Origin of the sequence: Streptomyces sp. NBC_01622 (assembly GCF_045209635.1) — a bacterium.
Lineage (GTDB): Bacteria > Actinomycetota > Actinomycetes > Streptomycetales > Streptomycetaceae > Streptomyces.
In genome coordinates this window covers 6,166,720-6,183,555 of the sequence record NZ_CP109293.1, presented here as the reverse complement: position 1 = coordinate 6,183,555, position 16,836 = coordinate 6,166,720, and the positions used below count along the sequence as shown (strand labels likewise).

The following is a 16,836-nucleotide window of genomic DNA, read 5'->3' as shown; positions in this document are numbered from 1 at the left end:
CCGGACTCATTCGGCCGACAGAGTTCCGCACCGTAGGACCACCCGAGCAGCAGGAGAGGAGCCATCCCGATGGCAGTGGACGAAGGAATCGCCCCCGCGGCGAACACAAGCGAGGACGGCGCCGTTCACCGGCTCAAGCCCAACGCCATCGGCCTCCTGGGCGTGGTCTTCATGGCCGTCGCGACCGCCGCCCCGATCACCGCGATGACCGGCAACGTGCCCTTCATGGTCTCGTCCGGCAACGGCATAGGCGCCCCGGCGAGCTACCTCGTCGCAATGGTCGTCCTGGCAATCTTTTCCGTCGGCTTCACCTCGATGGCCAAGCACATCACCTCGACGGGCGCCTTCTACGGCTTCATCTCCTACGGCCTCGGCCGCACCGTCGGCCTCGCCTCCGGCCTCCTGGCGACCTTCGCGTACGTCGTGTTCGAGCCGGCGCTGATCGGCATCTTCTCGACCTTCGCCACCGGAACCTTCAAGGACCAGACGGGACTTGACATCCCGTGGTGGGTCTTCGCGATGGTGATGCTGGCCGTCAACGCGACGGGAACCTGGTTCGGCGTCTCGGTCGCGGAGAAGCTGCTCGTCGTCCTCCTCGGCACGGAGGTGACCGTCCTCGCCGCGATGGCGATCTCGGTCGCCCTGCACGGCGGCGGCCCGCACGGCTTCACCTTCGGCCCGGTCAACCCGGTCAACGCGTTCAAGGGGACGTCCGCCGGTCTCGGTCTCTTCTTCGCCTTCTGGTCCTGGGTCGGCTTCGAGTCCACGGCCATGTACGGCGAGGAGTCCCGCGACCCGAAGAAGATCATCCCCAAGGCGACGATGATCTCGGTCCTCGGTGTCGGCGTCTTCTACGTCTTCGTCTCCTGGATGGCCATCATCGGCAACGGCGAGACGGCGGCCGTCAAGGTCGCCTCGTCGGCGAACCCGCTCGCCCTCTTCTTCAACCCCACCGAGCACTACGTCGGCCACTGGGCGGTCGACCTCATGCAGTGGCTGATGATCACCGGCTCGCTCGCCTGCGGCATGGCCTTCCACAACTGCGCCAGCCGCTACATGTACGCGCTGGGCCGCGAAGGTGTCCTCCCCTCCCTCAAGAACACCATCGGCCGCACCCACGCCAAGCACGGCTCCCCGCACATCGCGGGCTTCGTGCAGACCGTGATCAGCGCCGTCCTGATCATCGCGTTCTGGGCCACGAGCAAGGACCCGGCCAACGCCCTCTACGTCCTGCTCGCCATCCTCGGCACGATGGCGATCCTGGTCGTACAGGCGGTGTGCTCGTTCGCGGTGCTGGCGTACTTCCGCACCCACCACCCCGAGAGCCGCCACTGGTTCAAGACCTTCACCGCCCCGCTCCTCGGCGGCATCGCGATGCTCGCGGTGGTGCTGCTCCTGGTCTCCAACATGAGCGTGGCAGCAGGCTCGGAGTCCGACTCACTCCTCCTGAAGGCAACCCCCTGGCTGGTAACCCTGGTCGCGGCAACGGGCATCGGCTACGCCCAGTACCTGAAGCGCAGGGCGCCTGAGCGTTACGCGCTGCTGGGCCGGACGGTGCTTGAGGAAACGAAGGAGCGCTGAACCCACCAGGGGCGCGGGGAACTGCGCGACCAGCCCACCACCGGGCCGCAGACGAGTACGAATCTGCGGGAGCGTCGTGGCTGGTCGCGCCCACGCGGCGGAGCCGCATATTGACACCGCCCCGCGCCCCTTCAGGGCGCGCTGCCGAACCGTTCCTCGCGATACACCCGCCACCGCTCCATCATGGCCGCGATCTCCCCGTCGACGAACTCGAAGAACGCAAGCGTCTCGGCCATACGACGCCCCGCCGGCGTCTCCGCGCCGAGGCTGGTGACGCCCTCGCTCAGGGCAGCCTCCCACCGCTTGAGAACAGCCTCGCGGTTGGTGAGGGCCTCGTACCACTGGTTGCCCTGCACCCGGTAGCGCTCCCGGCGCGAACCGGGCTCCCGCTCCCGCGAAACCATGTGCTGCTGCGCGAGATAACGCACCCCGCCGGAGACCGCCGCCGGGCTGATCCGCAGCTGCTCCCCCAACTCGACGGAGGTCATCGCGCCCTCGTCCGAGGAGAGCAGCGCGGCGAAAATCCGGGCGGGCATGCGCTGCATCCCGGCCTCGACGAGCTGCGCCGCGAAGGACTCGACGAACTTCGACACGGACTCCGCGTCCCGCCCACCGGTTGTATCCGTCATGGACCCACCCTACCCGCGCTTCATACACTTCCTTAACTTCACAAATTTCTGAACGTAGCGTACGTTCGGCTCCATGACGAAGGCAATCACCGTCTCCGGGCTGCACAAGTCGTTCGGCAGGACACCCGCCCTCACCGGCCTCGACCTGGACGTCGAGTCCGGCGAGGTGCACGGCTTCCTCGGCCCCAACGGCTCCGGCAAGTCCACGACGATCCGCGTCCTGCTCGGCCTGCTGCGCGCCGACTCGGGCGCCGCCCAGCTCCTGGGCCGGGACCCCTGGGCCGATGCCGTCGAACTGCACCGCCGGGTCGCCTACGTCCCCGGCGACGTGACGCTCTGGCGCAACCTGTCCGGCGGTGAAGTCATCGATCTCTACGGCAAGTTGCGCGGCGGCCTCGACAGGTCCCGCCGCGCCGGCCTGATCGACCGCTTCGAACTCGACCCCACCAAGAAGGGCCGCACGTACTCCAAGGGCAACCGCCAGAAGGTCGCGCTCGTCGCCGCGTTCGCCTCGGACGTCGACCTGCTGATCCTGGACGAACCGACCTCGGGCCTCGACCCGCTCATGGAGGAGGTTTTCCAGCGCTGCGTGGAGGAGGAACGCGACCGGGGCCGGACGATCCTGCTCTCCTCCCACATCCTCAGCGAGGTCGAGGAGTTGTGCGACCGGGTGAGCATCATCCGCAAGGGCCGCACGGTGGAGAGCGGTTCGCTGGCCGACCTGCGCCACCTGACCCGCACCAGCGTGACCGCCGAACTCACCGGTGAGCCCAACGGGTTGGCGTCCCTGCCCGGCGTCCACGACCTCGATGTACAAGGCCATCGCGTCCGCCTCCAGGTCGAAGCCGACCAACTCAACGCCGTACTGCGGTCGTTGAGCGACTCGGGCGTGCGGTCGCTCACCTCGAAGCCGCCGACGCTGGAGGAACTCTTCCTGCGCCACTACCAGGAGGCGGAATGACCGCCACCGCGCTCCCCGCACGCACCAGCACCCGTACCGGCACCTCCCGCCAACTCGCGGGCACGGGCGCCCTCTTGCGCTTCAACCTGCGCCGCGACCGGGTGGTGATCCCGGCCTGGGTCGCGGTGACGGCCCTGCTGGTGCTGTCGCTGCCCAGCTCCCTGAAGAGCGTCTACTCCACCCCTGCCGAACGCGCCGACATCGCCCGCCAGATGCTCACCAACAGCTCGCTGCGCGCCACCTACGGGCCGGTGTTCAGCGACTCCCTGGGCGGCCTCACCGCGTGGCGCATCGGCGGCTACGCCGCGATCCTCGCCGGAATCATGAGCCTGGTGGTCGTCGTACGGCACACACGGGACGAGGAGGAGAGCGGTCGGCAGGAACTGGTCTCGTCGGCGATGGTAGGCCGCAGCGCTCCGCTGACGGCGGCCCTGCTGACGGCGTTCGTCGCCAACTCCGCGCTGGCGCTGCTGATCACGGCCGGGCTGGCCGGGCAGGGCACGGCGGGAGCCCTGGCGCTCGGCCTCGGCATCGGCGGAGTGGGCATGGTGTTCGCGACGCTCGCGGCGATCGTCGCGCAGTTCACGGACAGCGGCCGACTGGCGAAGGGCCTGACGGGCGGACTGCTGGGAACGGCGTTCGTACTCCGCGCGGTGGGCGACTCGACCACCAACGACGCCTCCTCGCCCGCCACTTGGATCTCCCCGATCGGCTGGCTGGAGAACCTGCGCCCGTTCGCGTCCGAACGCTGGTGGGTACTGGCCCTGTTCGCGGCTGCGGCACTCCTGCAGGGCTTCGCGGCCTACGAGTTGGCTGGCCGCCGGGACGTCGGCATGAGCTTCCTGCCCGCCCGCCCGGGACCGGCGAACGGCCGCCTCGGCACGGCGGGCGCACTGGCCTGGCGACTGCAACGGGGTGCCGTACTGGGCTGGAGCCTCGGCTTCTTCGCGGCCGGGGTCGCCTTCGGCGGCATCACCAAGGGCGCGGCGGACCTGGTCGGGGACAACGCCAAGACCCGCGAGATCATCGAGCGGATGGGCGGCCAGTCCGGCATCGAGGACGCGTTCCTGGCCACGATGGTCGGCATGTTCGGCATGCTGGCCGCGCTGTACGCCGTCTCGTCGGTCCTACGGCTGCACGGCGAGGAGACTTCACAGCGCGCCGAACCCATCCTGGCGAACGCGGTGGGCCGCCTGCGCTGGGCGGCCGGCCACTTGACGATCGCCTTCGCGGGCGCGGCCCTGATCATGCTCCTGAGCGGCCTGGGCCTGACGCTCGGCTACGGCGCCGAGCCCGGCCCCATTCTCGCCGCCACCCTGGTCCAACTCCCGGCGATCTGGACGTTGGGCGCCTTGGCGGTCCTGCTCCACGGACTCTCCCCCCGCCTGTCCCCACTGTCCTGGGGAGCGGCCGGACTGGCCCTTCTCCTCGGCTGGATCGGCCCGGCGCTGAACCTCCCCCAGGCAGTCCTGGACATCTCCCCCTTCGGCCACCTGCCGAAGCTGCCGGGGGGCGACATGGCGTGGGGACCGGTGGTGGCCCTCACGGGGATCGCCGCTGCCCTGGTCGCCGTAGGACTGGCGGCTCTACGGCGACGCGACCTCACGACCTGATCGCGCCGGGTACGGGAACCTCCGGCGTGGCGCACGCGTCCGTCCCTGGCATGGGACAACGTGCGCAGGCCGCCGGAGGATGTCTGACCGCCGCACTCGGCGCCGGCCTGGGACTGGCGGTGTGGTCGTACGACGTCCAGAACCGCTTCCAGCGCTTCGAGGCCGGCCCCGACTGGAGCGTCCTCTACGCCGAGTTGCCGCTGGCGGTGTTCGGCGGGATCCTCGCGTCACTTGGCGTCTGGGCGCTGGTCCGACGCGGCGGATAGGGCGAACCGGGCCGGTACGACGGCTTCGGTGGTCAGGCCGCTTCAAGTGCCGCGGTGATCTTCTGGATCATGGCCGTCTCGGCCGGTCCGGCGGCGCCCTTGTGGGCGCGGGACGCGGTGTCCGTGATCGTGGCGATCGTGCCGCGGAAGTTCGCCACCTCGTCCGGTGCCTTCGCCTTGAGGAGGGTCACCGAGTCGGTCAGCGCGGCGAAGACCCGGTCGGCGAGGTCGGCGGTCGAACCGCCGCCCAGATCAAGGCCCTTGGCCTTCTCGGCCAGGACCCGGCCGACCAGACCGGTCGCGGAGGACAGCGCCTTGCCGCCGGCCATCCCGGAGCGGGTGGAGGAGATCGGACCGGGGTCGGCCACCGCCATCAGGGAGACGACACCGTGGGCGGCGGTCTGGAGGGTGAGCTTGTCGTCGGGGGTCAGGATCTCGGCGGGGGTGGTCTTCTCGGGCATGGGCGTGCTCTCTTTCGATTCCGGGCGGGGGCCTGAACTGCCGTAGGGCAGTGGCCTGTTGGTGGTGGGAGGTCAGAGAGCGGGCTCGGCCTGGTTGCCGACCGCCTTGCGGGGCAGGGCCAGGCACAGCGCCGCGCACAGCAGATACGCGCCGATGGCCCACGGCCCCGCGTGGACGATCGCGTCGGTGAGGCCCTTGTCGGCGCGGGAGAAGAACGCGTTGCCGATGACAGCGACCCCGAGCGCCCCGCCGAACTGCTGGGCCGTGGACAGGATTCCGGACGCGCCGCCCGCCAACTCGCCCGGGACGGTGCTCAGGATGGTGTTCACCAGCGGGATGATCAGGAAGATCAGGCCGACCCCGGCCAGGAACAGTCCCGGGACCAACGGCCAGGCACCGGTGTGCACTTGGGCCGAGTCCTGGGCCTCGTGCCGGACCCAGAACAGACCGCCCGCCATCACCAGCGCGCCCAGGATCAGCACACCGCGGCCGAACTTCGCGACGAGCGGGTCGACCGCGGGGGCGGACAGGATCGAGCCCGCGCTGAAGGCGACCATCAGCAGACCGGCCCCGGTCGGGGTGTAGCCCTGCCCGGACTGCAGCCAGACGGTGAAGACCAGGAAGAAGCCGGACATGCCGCCGTAGAAGAGGAGTTGGACCAGCAGGCCGGCGCTGAAGGCGGGCTTGTGGAACAGGCCCGTGGGGAGGAGTGGGTGTTCGATGCCGCGCCGCTTCTCCCAGACGGTCAGGGTGGCTATGGCGAGGACACCGGCGGCCAGGCAGATCCAGCCCCACAGCGGCCAGCCGTTGGAACGGCCCTGGACCAGCGGCAGCACGATCGCGACGAGGCCGGCGGCGAGCACGAGGTTGCCGAGGACGTCGATACGGCCGCTGAAGGCGTGGTCCTTCGAGGCGGGGATCCACTTGGCGCCCAGGACCAGGACGAGGACGGCCAGCGGGAGGTTGATCACGAAGATCGTGCGCCAGCCCCAGCCGAACAGGTCCCAGTCGGTCAGCACGCCGCCGAGCAGCACGCCCACGGCCGTGGAGATGCCGGCGATCGCGCCGTACAGGGCGAACGCCTTGCCGCGCTCCTCGCCGTCGAACATGGTGCGGAACGAGGCGAGGATCTGCGGCATGATCACGGCCGCGGCCACGCCCTGGAGGCCGCGTGAGGCGACGAGCACACCGGCCGAGGCGGCCAGCGCGCTGGCCAGGCTCGTCAGCGCGAACGCGGTGACGCCGAGCAGGAACAGCTTCTTGCGGCCGTAGCGGTCGCCCAGGTGCCCGGCGATGATCAGTGTGGCGGCGAAGCCCAACATGTAGGCGGACACGGTCCATTGGAGGTCGGCGGGGGTGGCCTTCAGCCCCTTGCCGATGGACGGCAGCGCGGTGTTCACGATCGATCCGTCGATCATGTCGAGCAGCGCCGCGAGGATCATCACGAACGCCGCGGCCCATCGTTTGGGATAGGGCACCGGTGCCCCGCCGCCGTCAGCGGCTACGTTCGTGGTGTTGGTCGTGTGGGACGTGCGGGACGACATGGCTTGGACTCCAGTCTCGCTTGACTTTCATACATCTTGGCTTTCAAGTTAATAGCCGATAGTTACGATGCTGGGAGATATCTCGAATGTCAAGCGGAACGGAGCCGGGTGTGGGCGGGGACTCGGGCTCGGTCGAGGCGCGGCTCGGCGCCGTGGTGCAGCGCTATCAGGCCGCCGTCGACGACTTCGACCGCGAGCTGGCCCGCCTGATGGGTGTCAACGAGACCGATCTGCGCTGCCTGGAGATCCTGCTGTCGGTGGAGGAAGCCACCCCGCGCGAGCTGAGCCGACAGCTGGGGCTGACCACCGGGAGCGTCACCACGATGCTCGACCGGCTGGAGAAACTCGCCTACCTCACCCGCACCCCGCACCCCGGTGACCGGCGCAAGACCCTGATCCGGGTCACCCCCGAGGCCGCGCAGCGCGCCTTCGGCCTGATGGGGCCGTTCCTCGACGAGGCCGGCCGGGCGGTGCGCGAGCGCTACACCCCCGACCAGCTGGAACTGTTCATCGACTATCTGACCTTCGCCCGCGACCTCCAGCACCGCCACGTCGAACGCCTGAGGGAACTGCCGCCCCCGCGCCCGCCCCGGACCGGCGGACGCCAGCCGCAGGGACCGCGGGGCGGCGGGGCCGGATAGCGGCGCGGGTCGTCAGAGCGCGACGCTCAGCCCCTCCAGCCCCCGGATCACGAAGTTCGGCTTGCGGACCGGGTCCGCCGCCAGGGTGAGCGTCGGGGCCCGTTCCAGCAACGCCCGCATGGAGGCGGCCAGTTCGATACGGGCCAGGGGCGCGCCGATGCAGTAGTGGATGCCCGCGCTGAAGCTGATGTGCGGGTTGTCGGCGCGGGTGAGGTCGAGGCGCTCCGGGTCGGCGAAGACGTCCGGGTCGTGGTTGGCGGAGCCGAAGAGCATCGCGATCTCCGCGCCCCTCGGGATCACCGTGCCGTCGATCTCGATCTCGTCCAGCACCCACCGTTCGAAGAGCTGGAGCGGGGTGTCGTAGCGCATCAACTCCTCGACGGCGGACGGGATCAGGGAGTGGTCCGCGCGCAGGACCGCCAGCTGGTCGGGGTTCCGGAACAGCGCCCACCAGCCGTTGACCGTGGCGTTCACCGTCGCCTCGTGGCCCGCGTTCAGCAGGAGTACGGCGGTGGAGATCATCTCCTGCTCGGTGAGCCGGTCCTCCTCGTCGTGGGCCGCGATGAGGCCGGAGATGAGGTCGTCGCCGGGTTCCTTGCGGCGGGCGGCGATCAACTCGCGTAGATACTCGGCGAATTCGACCGACGCGCGGACCGCCTTCGCCGCCGTGTCCTGCGACGGGCTCAGTTCGTACATCCCGCAGATGTCCGCCGACCAGGGGCGGAGCGGGGCGCGGTCCGACTCGGGGATGCCCAGCATCTCGGCGATCACGGCGACGGGGAGGGGTTCGGCCACGTCGGTGAGGAGGTCGCCGCCGCCTGCGGCCACCAGGCGGTCCACCAGCTCACCGGCCAACTGACCGACGTACGGCTTGAGTTGCTCGACCGTGCGCGGAGTGAACGCCTTCGAGACCAGGCGCCGGATGCGGGTGTGGTCCGGGGGCTCCAGGTCGAGCATCCCGTGATCGTTGAGGGTGTGGAAGGGCTCGTGCTCGGGCGGGGGTGCCGTACGGCCGAAGTTCTCGTGGGTGAAGCGGTGTTGGTAGGTGCGGCCGAGGCGGCGGTCGCGGAGCAGCGCCGAGACGTCCGCGTGGCGCGGGACCAGCCACTGGTCGGTGGGCTCGTAGTAGGTGACCCGGCCCCGGTCGCGCAGTTCGGCGTAGGCGGGGTACGGGTCGTCGACGAACGCGGGGTCCCAGGGGTCAAAGGCTGCCATGCACGGAAGCTAGCCCGACAGCACCCGGTCTGACCAGGGGCGACCTAAGTGATCCTACGGTGGGTCGGGCAACCGTTGTGGGCGAGATGGGTTCTCGCGGTGTACTTGATCGGCTTCCTCGAAGGCGCCTGCGCTCACTTTCTTGACCTGATCCGCGGCGGGTTCCATGCCTATGCGTCGTTGCCTACTCTCGGTGACGACTAGTTGTTGCGGGTCAGGGTGTTGGTGACGGCGCATAGTGGTGGGCAAGATCGGTGGCGAGGTCGCGGAGGTGAGCCCTGGCCTCGGTGGGGCCGTGCACAGTGATGGCGCTCCCGAACGGCAGGAGTGCTCGCACGTCCTCCAGATGCAGGAAGCGGATCGTCACCTTGCGGTCGGCGGCGGATTCTTCGTGGTCATGGTCATGGTCGTCCGGGACGAGTCGTCGGCCGAAGATCCGTTGCGCTCGCTCGATCTGGGTCTGGTCGATGGTGGCGCTGACCTCTATCGCGTGGTTGTGCTCCCACTGATCGACGAGCGCTGCAGCGACGGTGGCCAGGGTCTGGTTCTCGCGGATCCGTCGTGGCCGGTCGACTTCTTTCCACGTCGTGATCCGTTCGAGTCGGTACATCCGTGGCACTCGGGCACGGTCGGCGACGAGGTACCAGATGCCGGCCTTGGCGAACAGCCCGTAGGGATCCACGACCAGGTCGCGTGGGCCTGACTCGCGTGGGCTGTCGTACTCGATCCGTAGCCGGCGGCCTCGCCGCACCGCGCCGATCAGCGAGGCCGGAGTCGTGCCGGAAGCTCGTGCCTGACGCCAGGGACGGCTGTCCACGTGCACGACGTCGGTGAGCGGCAGGAGCTCATGAACCCGACGTGGCTGGGCGGCGGCGATCTTGGAGAGCGCGCGCCGGCTCTCGACCGATGCGTCGAGCTCCGCACGCTGCTTCTCGTCCAGCCCGGTGAGCGACAGATGATCACGCTCGCCCGGTGTGAGTCGCGTGAGGTCGAGACCGGACCCGGGCAGCATGGTCACGCCTCCTAGGCGCCCCCGGTGGGCGGTCACCGGCAGACCGGCCTCGCGGAGCCAGTTCAGGTCTCGGGTGATGGTGCGAAGGGATACCCCGAGCGCCGAGGCGAGTTCCTGTGTGGTCACGGCAGCCCTCGATTCGAGGAGCAGCATCAGGGAGAAGAAGCGGTCCGGGGTCACCCACCGATTTTTTCAGGAATTGCGACAGGATGCGGCGCATATCCCGGTCAGGCTGGCGGATGCGTACCCACCACCTGCGAGCCTGCGAGAAGGAACAACCATGACCACCACATCCGTCGTGTCCATCGTCTACGTGAACGACGCTCCCGCCGCAGCTCGTTTCTACGGCGACCTCCTCGGCATGAGCCCCTCGTTCGAGACGTCGGGATACATCACCTTCGGCCTCGGGCCAGGCGCTGACCTCGGTCTGTGGTCCGGCCAGTTCGAAGATCTGTCACCGGACGTCCCGCGCACCAGTGAGGTGTGCCTGGCCATCGACGGTGGACCCGACGAGCTCAACGCGACCTTTGAGCAGTGGAATTCCAAGGGGGTCACAATCCTGCGCGAGCCTCATGACGCGGGGTTCGGGCTGACCTTCCTCGCAGCCGATCCTGACGGGAACCGTATCCGCGTCGCACCAAAGGACTGAAAGGCCGCAATGCGGCAGGCGCGCACGACAGGTGTCGCGCCTGCCGTCGTCCAACTTCGAGAGGACGACGAGTGCCCCACGCGAATACGCCCCTGAGCGTCGAGGGCCGCAGGCGGCTCGTGAAGCGGTGCCGGACACGTCCCCTCGCCCACGTCGCCGCTGAGACGGGCATCTCCCGCGCATGCGCCGGCAAGTGTCCGCGCAACGGATCACCGACGAACTTGTGAGTATCGGTTCTGTGATCAACCGGCGAACCGTCAGCCGACACCTGCCCCGGCTGCTCGGCCTCGGCGAACGCCGCTTCATCGACCCAGGCGGTGAGAACAACCGAAGTCCGGGGAAGATCATCGCCCGCCGGCCCGGGCAATGGGGGAGGAGGCGCGGAAGTGTGACACCCGGGGCTGAAGTGTCACACTTCTGCGGGGAGGTTTCCCTCTGGGGGCACTGGCAAAGAGCCGCACCGCTCAAGTGTGGCGATCTGGAAGTACTGCGGGACCGCATACCTCAACGACAGCCGCGGGGACGGTCGTTCACCCGACCGGCGGGGTCGATTCACCGCAGAGACGATCACTGTGCCGGCCACCCTTGATGTGCTCTACGAGGGCAGTGAAGGCGGGGGTGGGGAAGGAGAGGGTGGCGCGGTTGGGCAACTTGGAGTCGCGGACGGCTGTGCGGGTGGGGAGCGTGGCTATCTCGACGCAGGTGTCGCCCTCTCCGCCGCTGGAGTACGTCGACTTACGCCAGTTCATTGCAGTTCCTTAGCCAGTTGGTGGATGAAGTCCCGAGACGCCGAGGTGTCCAGCGACGCTTCCTCAACCTTATGGAACAACGTCCGGAGGTGCCTCAACTGTGCCTCCGCATCGCAGAACTCAACTCCGGTTGGCGAGTCACGCAGCCCCGTGTCCAACTGGAGCACCGAACCCCCCAGGTACATCAGCGAAGCTCCGGCACCGGCGAAACCTTCCCTGCCGAAGGGGACGACCCGAACGCTGGCACAGCCCTCTTCGATTCTGTCCAGGATGAAGCGGAGTTGAGCCCGCGAGGTCCCGAGATCGGCCACGTGGACACGGAGGGCCGTCTCATGAATGACCGTCTCGTAGGGGGTTGGCGTGTCGCCCTCGAAAATGGCGCGCCGCCTCATCCGATGCTCCACGCGAGGCACCACTTCACTCACGGGCAACTCCGGACGCATGAATCCGAAGACCGCGCGCGCGTAGTCCGGTGTCTGAAGAAGCCCGGGTACGTAAGTGATCACGACTTCACGGAGGAACGTCGCGTGATGTTCCGCCTCGGCCACGTCCAGGTTCACCTGGGGCAGGACTCCTCGGTAATCGTCCCACCAACCATGTGCGCGCTCAGTTGCCATAGCCGCCAAGGCGTCGATGAACTCCCCGTCCGCACAAGCGTAATGAGCCGCAAGCCGACGGACGCGCTCCGCGCTCACCCCGGCGATGCCCGCCTCCATCTGGCTCATCTGCCCCGAGGTCGAGTTCAGGAAGGCGGCCACCTCGCGCGCCTTCAGTCCTGACGCCTCGCGCAGTTTGCGCAGCTCGACCCCCAGCCGCACTTGTCGAGCGGTGGGATTACTCCTCGGCGGCATACGTTCCCCTGTCCCCAACGCCCTTGTCGGCGTACCACGTTCGGGTGCCAGATTACGGCAACGGGTTGCACCGTAATAAATTTCTGCCGTACCGTCAGTGACGCGACGCACACCCTGCGAAACCCCGGGGCACCGGAAGCGCACCGCTCCGCCCTGCCACGACGGCTGCGGCACTGCCACCGGCCCCGAACGCCAACTCCCCACCCCACAAACGGAGTTCACCCATGCCCGAAAGTGCCGCCTGGGAGTACACACTCCAGATCCCCAACGACCCCCGCGCCGTCACGATCAGTCGCCGCACCCTCCGTCTGATCCTCACGATGCACGGCCTGATCACCCTCGTCGACACCGCCGAGCTCCTCGCCACGGAGCTGATCGCCAACGCCGTACGGCACACCGACGGCCCCGCCGCCCTACGCGTCCGCTGTTCCGCCGGCGTACTACGCATCGGCGCATGGGACGCGAACCCCGAACCACCCGAGCCACCCCAGGCGTGGGACCAGCTCACCACCGCCGAGGACGGCCGCGGCCTCGCACTGGTCCGGGCCTGCGCCGACCAATGTGGCTGGCAACCGCAGTCCAGGAACGGCAACCGCGGCAAGTACGTCTGGTGCGAACTGGGCGCAGCGTGAGAGGCACCGTACGGAATCGCCCGGGTACCGTGAAAGCGACACCGCGAAAGGGAGCCGTCGCCATGACCACCCGACCGGCAGAGACCGGCCAGCCCCACCTCCCCTCCATGCGCACCATTGGGGAGCTCCGTGCCGCCCTCACCATGGGCTACGGCTTCCCCGGCGACGCAGACGACTTCGAGGCCGAGCTGGCCCGCGAGATCAACCATGCCGACCCGGCCGACCTCTCCGGCGTCGTCCGCCTCGTCGAGGAGTTCCGCGGCCGAGTCATCGCGCGCCAGGACCCCTCCTTCGACTCAGCCGTCGCCGCGGCCGTCGCCGAAATCCGCTCGGCTCGGGAAAACGATCGGTGAACGACGACCAGTAGCCGACCGTCGCCGAGATCACCCGTGAGGCCCACGCTCGCTGCCTCGCCATCGGCGACGGAGCACTTGAGGCTGTCGAGACCTTGCGAGCCGAGCTGGAGAAGAACCCGGCACTCGGTCGGAGAGCACAAAGCGCCGTCGGTGGCATGAAGATCTACACGACGCGCATCGAAGGCACGGGCCTCCGCCCCACACTCACCGTCACCTACGTCTACGACGCCCCTCCTCCCGAACCCGGCCTGATCCGCATCGCCCTGGTGTCACCCGTACGTTTCGCCGGTGGGGGCAACGAGTTCTGAACGAGCGGCGACTCGCGCTCATCATCGCCAACGGCACCAAGAACATCGCGATCCTCGGCGGGGTTGCGAGGTTGGCGCGCACCTAGCGGTCGCCGCCGTTCCGCGCGCTTCAGGGGCAGCGGGCAGGGATCCGCTACGGATCGCTACACGTATTCTGCCGCTCACGCTCATCCGACTGGAGAGACATGCCCACCGCTGGCTGGACCCTTGAGGCCGACGACGTCGTTGCTCTTCCCATCGACGATCTCGCACTACGGGTACTGAGAGACGCCCTGCAGAGCAATGAGTGGAACTACCGAAACTGGCTGCTCGCCGCCTCTCACCACGGCTACGTCACTCGCAAGGACGCGGTAGCAGCACTCGGCGAGGCATGGGCCTGGCTCGTGAACCGCGGGCTCGTTGTCCCAGACGTCGATCAGAACAGCATCGGCGCCTTCTTCATCAGTCGGCAGGGACACGAAGCTCTTACCCGTGGGCTTCCGTGGATCCGCGCCGTCCAACGACTCGACGTTCAAATGGTCCCGGTTCTTGAAGGTGCGGCTCGCCCTCAGTACCTGCGCGGCGACTTCGAGGCTGCCGCCCTCATGGCGATGAAGGAGGTCGAGGTCCGGGTCCGCGAGATCTCGGGCCTGTCCACCGGATTGGTGGGGAGGCCGCTGATGCAAGAAGCATTCCGGCCGGGAAAGGAAGGACAGGAGGGCGGTCCGCTCTCAGACCCAGAGGCAGAGAGCGGCGAAGCTGTCGCTCTAATGGAGCTCTTCAAGGGCGCCATCGGGCTCTTCAAGAACCCGGCCAGCCACCGACGAGTTGACTACACCGACCCCACCGAGGCGGCCGAGGCCGTGCTCCTTGCCGACCTGCTGATGCGGCTGCTCGACAAGATCGAGGCAAGCCGGAGCTGACCCGGGCATCTTGGCGTTACTCGGCCTTCGCGGCCTCGTAGTAGGCATCCCGGGCCGCTTCGTAGACAGTCTGTGCCTCGCGCTCTGCTTCCATGGCCTGAATCCACGCGGAAGAGATCGTGGGGACGGGTCCATTCCCATCGCAGTCGAGCCGGCGTCCGGGAGAGCGCCCTCGGGCGTGGCTCTTGCCGCTTGGTCGTGGCGGCGCTGGGCATGCGCGGGCGACAGCCGTCCCGCGCGTCGATCGCTAGTTAAGCTTGTCAAGTGCGTCCTTGTACCCGGCGGCTTGAGTCGGTGTCAGGTAGTGCGACACCCGCACCAGCACCGTCCCATGCACGTAGTCGTACTCGGAGAACACGGGCATCGACTTGGTGACGGCCTGGATGTACTTGGCGCGCGCCTTCGCGTCGGCTGGATCTGCGAACACCTCGATCGCACCACCCCGGTCCACGTCACCCTTGTCCGTACCTTCGACGTCGCTGGCCTTGATCCGGGAGTCGGTGAAGGTGACCTTCGACGTGTACTGGTTCGGCCGGCCCAACAGGTGGTTCCCGTCGTTGGCCGCGGTGACGATGCCGGACTGCTTCGCCGCGGAGACCGCGGCGGACAGCTTCGTGAAGGAGCTGGTGGCGGTGAGCGGCTTGGCTGCGCTACCGCCTACGTTGGCGGCTGTGCCGGCCTTCGGGCTGCCGCTGCACGCGGCGGTCAGCAAGATGGCGGCGATAGGCAGGATGGTGCGGCGCACAAGGCCCCCTCGATGGTGTGGATGACGCGTGCGGTCACAGTGTCAGCCGCCTACAGAGCGCGGGCAGTTGTTGCCGGAACGTGACGACGGGTTCGACACGGGCGCCACTTGCCTGCTGCATTCGGCCGCCGCGATCTTCTCGCTACCGGGAAGATCACCGGCCAGGGTTTTGCGACTTCGTCGTCCGGAGCCACATGCGGGATGACCGAGTCGGACTCGCCCCCCGCCAACGGGAATCTTCCTGCGATCCCAGTAAGACCGCGGTCGGGACTGACGCGTACCCCGCAGCTCACTGCCGGGGGCCTCACCGACGAGGCCCCCCTGGACAAGAGGTACTCACATTCCCACTGCCCCCAACTGTGGGTGCCCCGCGACTGGCCAGCCTCGTGGTGCAGCAGACCACGCGGGCCCCAACCGTTGGCCAGATGCAACGGTTGCCGAGAACGGCGAGACCGCAGGCCGGCGACGTTACGGGATCGCGTACATCGCCTCTCCATGGGCCAGAGACCCAGGCACATGCCGACCCGACCCGCTCGACCACCTACGGTCACGTTTGGAGCGGGATCCTGACGCGCCACGCATATCTCTTGTCTGCATGACATCGTCTTTGCAGGTCAAGCGGCAGGTACTCACCAAAGGCGTCGCTTGAGACTTGGAAAAATGTAGACAGCCTTGGACTTCTGAACTACTTTTGAAGTCATGACCACCATGCCTGCCGAAGCGAACCTCTCTGAGCTACTACAGAAGCCCAAGGACACGATCGCGCGCATGCAGGGCAGCACCCGCCGGGGTATCCTCCTGCACCGCCGCGACGACGAAGACCTCTACCTGACCACCGCTGCCCGCGCCGAGGAAGCGGTGCAGGTCGTCGACTCCACGACCCGGATCTTCGTCGCCATGATGAAGAGCGACCCCCAGGCGGTGAAGATACTCACTCACGTCTTTCCTGAAGCCTTCCCCTGGGTGCGCTACCTCCCAGATGCGGCTGTCCGCGAGTTCCTCGTCGAATTCGTGGAGACAGCACGTGCCGCAGTCGACCTCGACAATGTAGGTCTGCTGGCCCCGGTCCTCGCTGCATGGAAGTCGACCGCCCTCATCCACGCCGACGAAACACTGCACGGCGAACTGACGAAGCCGCTCAGTGAAGATCTCGGATCCGTCGAGCCGCCGGAGGTTCCGGGCGAGTGAGTCCCAAGAAGGGAGAGCGGCTCCCGCAGTGGCAGATCGAAGTCACCGGCGGGGGCCGACTCTGATACCTCATTGACGAGGAAAGGCGCCGCGTCTGGCTGGTGTACGCCGGCCTCGGGCACCCAAAAGCTACGGACTAGCGGCAAACCGAAGTCCGCGGGGAAATCTCCAGCCTGGCAGCGATCCGCTACGCCTCGTTCTCGTACTGGCCGCTGATCCATTCCTGGATCGTCATCGGACGGCGCACCCGCGGCAGACGTGCCTCCCACAGCCCGCGGTTGTGAGCGCGCCACTCCTCGGGCGTCATCTCGTACAACGGCTTCGCCGCACCGCCGTTCTCCACCGCCGTCGCCCGCAGCCGCCAGCGGTCCGCCAGTTCACCGGCCAACTGCCGACAGCTGCCACGGACCGACGCCAACCATCGGACGCGCCGCTGACCAGGGATGTCCCGGCTGGCGGCCGTACCGCCTGTGGACTTGTGGTGAATATCGCGGGGCCTGTGTCTCGGTCCCGGCCCGCTCTCCGCTTCTTG

20 protein-coding genes and 1 pseudogene are annotated in these 16,836 nt (G+C 68.1%); 12 read left to right on the top strand and 9 right to left on the bottom strand.

The window, feature by feature from the left end; all coding sequences use genetic code 11:
* Positions 1-69 precede the first annotated feature (69 nt).
* Positions 70-1,581: an APC family permease gene (locus OH768_RS28455; protein WP_406458245.1), complete on the top strand. Its 1,512-nt coding sequence runs from the start codon at positions 70-72 to the stop codon at positions 1,579-1,581.
* A gap of 131 nt (positions 1,582-1,712) precedes the next feature.
* Here the strand turns inward: OH768_RS28455 and OH768_RS28450 are convergent, their stop codons facing one another.
* On the bottom strand, positions 1,713-2,210 hold the full coding sequence (locus tag OH768_RS28450) for a GbsR/MarR family transcriptional regulator (RefSeq protein WP_406458243.1): 498 nt from the start codon (positions 2,208-2,210) through the stop codon (positions 1,713-1,715).
* A 73-nt stretch (positions 2,211-2,283) separates the two neighbouring features.
* Here OH768_RS28450 and OH768_RS28445 point away from each other — a divergent pair, with 73 nt between their 5' ends.
* Genes OH768_RS28445 through OH768_RS28435 form a run of 3 tightly spaced genes read left to right on the top strand, consistent with a single transcriptional unit; the run spans position 2,284 to position 5,050 of the window.
* Positions 2,284-3,171, top strand: a complete 888-nt coding sequence (locus OH768_RS28445) for an ATP-binding cassette domain-containing protein (RefSeq protein ID WP_406458241.1) — start codon at positions 2,284-2,286, stop codon at positions 3,169-3,171.
* On the top strand, positions 3,168-4,784 hold the full coding sequence (locus tag OH768_RS28440) for an ABC transporter permease (protein WP_406458239.1): 1,617 nt from the start codon (positions 3,168-3,170) through the stop codon (positions 4,782-4,784). The genes OH768_RS28445 and OH768_RS28440 overlap by 4 nt, the downstream gene beginning before the upstream one ends.
* Positions 4,785-4,834: 50 nt before the next feature.
* Entirely contained in the window at positions 4,835-5,050 is a 216-nt protein-coding gene (locus OH768_RS28435; RefSeq protein WP_406458237.1) for a hypothetical protein, read from the top strand.
* Between the two features lie 32 nt (positions 5,051-5,082).
* Here OH768_RS28435 and OH768_RS28430 read toward each other — a convergent pair whose 3' ends face one another.
* Both OH768_RS28430 and OH768_RS28425 read right to left on the bottom strand, forming a co-directional pair.
* Positions 5,083-5,511: a hypothetical protein gene (locus OH768_RS28430; RefSeq protein ID WP_406458235.1), complete on the bottom strand. Its 429-nt coding sequence runs from the start codon at positions 5,509-5,511 to the stop codon at positions 5,083-5,085.
* Between the two features lie 72 nt (positions 5,512-5,583).
* Entirely contained in the window at positions 5,584-7,056 is a 1,473-nt protein-coding gene (locus tag OH768_RS28425) for an MFS transporter (RefSeq protein ID WP_406458233.1), read from the bottom strand.
* A gap of 86 nt (positions 7,057-7,142) precedes the next feature.
* Here OH768_RS28425 and OH768_RS28420 point away from each other — a divergent pair, with 86 nt between their 5' ends.
* Complete coding sequence (locus OH768_RS28420) at positions 7,143-7,697, top strand: MarR family winged helix-turn-helix transcriptional regulator (RefSeq protein WP_406458231.1); 555 nt, start codon at positions 7,143-7,145, stop codon at positions 7,695-7,697.
* A 12-nt stretch (positions 7,698-7,709) separates the two neighbouring features.
* Here OH768_RS28420 and OH768_RS28415 read toward each other — a convergent pair whose 3' ends face one another.
* A complete protein-coding gene (locus OH768_RS28415) occupies positions 7,710-8,912 on the bottom strand; it encodes a cytochrome P450 (RefSeq protein ID WP_406458229.1) in 1,203 nt (400 codons plus the stop codon).
* 214 nt (positions 8,913-9,126) lie between these two features.
* Entirely contained in the window at positions 9,127-10,104 is a 978-nt protein-coding gene (locus OH768_RS28410; RefSeq protein ID WP_406458227.1) for a helix-turn-helix transcriptional regulator, read from the bottom strand.
* A gap of 100 nt (positions 10,105-10,204) precedes the next feature.
* Here OH768_RS28410 and OH768_RS28405 point away from each other — a divergent pair, with 100 nt between their 5' ends.
* Together OH768_RS28405 and OH768_RS28400 are read left to right on the top strand one after the other, a co-directional pair.
* Positions 10,205-10,573 (top strand): VOC family protein, encoded by a 369-nt coding sequence (locus OH768_RS28405; RefSeq protein WP_406458225.1) that lies wholly within the window; start codon positions 10,205-10,207, stop codon positions 10,571-10,573.
* Between the two features lie 71 nt (positions 10,574-10,644).
* Positions 10,645-10,937, top strand: a pseudogene (locus OH768_RS28400) (IS481 family transposase); the annotation flags it as partial.
* Positions 10,938-11,103: 166 nt separating this feature from the next.
* Here OH768_RS28400 and OH768_RS28395 read toward each other — a convergent pair.
* Both OH768_RS28395 and OH768_RS28390 read right to left on the bottom strand, forming a co-directional pair.
* On the bottom strand, positions 11,104-11,322 hold the full coding sequence (locus OH768_RS28395) for a DUF397 domain-containing protein (protein ID WP_406458223.1): 219 nt from the start codon (positions 11,320-11,322) through the stop codon (positions 11,104-11,106).
* Positions 11,319-12,173, bottom strand: a complete 855-nt coding sequence (locus tag OH768_RS28390; protein ID WP_406458221.1) for a helix-turn-helix domain-containing protein — start codon at positions 12,171-12,173, stop codon at positions 11,319-11,321. The genes OH768_RS28395 and OH768_RS28390 overlap by 4 nt, the downstream gene beginning before the upstream one ends.
* Before the next feature lie 224 nt (positions 12,174-12,397).
* On the opposite strand from OH768_RS28390, the gene OH768_RS28385 reads away from it, so the two are divergent.
* The 4 genes from OH768_RS28385 (at position 12,398) to OH768_RS28370 (ending at position 14,371) form a co-directional block, all read left to right on the top strand.
* Positions 12,398-12,805 (top strand): ATP-binding protein, encoded by a 408-nt coding sequence (locus OH768_RS28385; RefSeq protein WP_406458219.1) that lies wholly within the window; start codon positions 12,398-12,400, stop codon positions 12,803-12,805.
* A gap of 62 nt (positions 12,806-12,867) precedes the next feature.
* The gene (locus OH768_RS28380; protein WP_406458217.1) at positions 12,868-13,158 is read left to right on the top strand and encodes a hypothetical protein; all 291 of its coding nucleotides are present in this window, start codon (positions 12,868-12,870) and stop codon (positions 13,156-13,158) included.
* 158 nt (positions 13,159-13,316) lie between these two features.
* The gene (locus tag OH768_RS28375) at positions 13,317-13,469 is read left to right on the top strand and encodes a hypothetical protein (protein WP_406458216.1); all 153 of its coding nucleotides are present in this window, start codon (positions 13,317-13,319) and stop codon (positions 13,467-13,469) included.
* A gap of 185 nt (positions 13,470-13,654) precedes the next feature.
* Positions 13,655-14,371, top strand: coding sequence for a TIGR02391 family protein (locus OH768_RS28370; protein ID WP_406458214.1), 717 nt, complete (start codon positions 13,655-13,657; stop codon positions 14,369-14,371).
* 247 nt (positions 14,372-14,618) lie between these two features.
* On the opposite strand, the gene OH768_RS28365 is transcribed toward OH768_RS28370, so the two are convergent.
* Positions 14,619-15,116 carry a hypothetical protein gene (locus OH768_RS28365; protein WP_406458212.1) on the bottom strand — a complete coding sequence of 166 codons (498 nt, stop codon included), beginning with the start codon at positions 15,114-15,116 and terminating at the stop codon, positions 14,619-14,621.
* 699 nt (positions 15,117-15,815) lie between these two features.
* On the opposite strand from OH768_RS28365, the gene OH768_RS28360 reads away from it, so the two are divergent.
* Positions 15,816-16,304 (top strand): hypothetical protein, encoded by a 489-nt coding sequence (locus OH768_RS28360; protein WP_406458210.1) that lies wholly within the window; start codon positions 15,816-15,818, stop codon positions 16,302-16,304.
* Between the two features lie 187 nt (positions 16,305-16,491).
* Here OH768_RS28360 and OH768_RS28355 read toward each other — a convergent pair whose 3' ends face one another.
* The gene (locus OH768_RS28355) at positions 16,492-16,722 is read right to left on the bottom strand and encodes a hypothetical protein (protein WP_406458208.1); all 231 of its coding nucleotides are present in this window, start codon (positions 16,720-16,722) and stop codon (positions 16,492-16,494) included.
* Between the last annotated feature and the right edge of the window lie 114 nt (positions 16,723-16,836).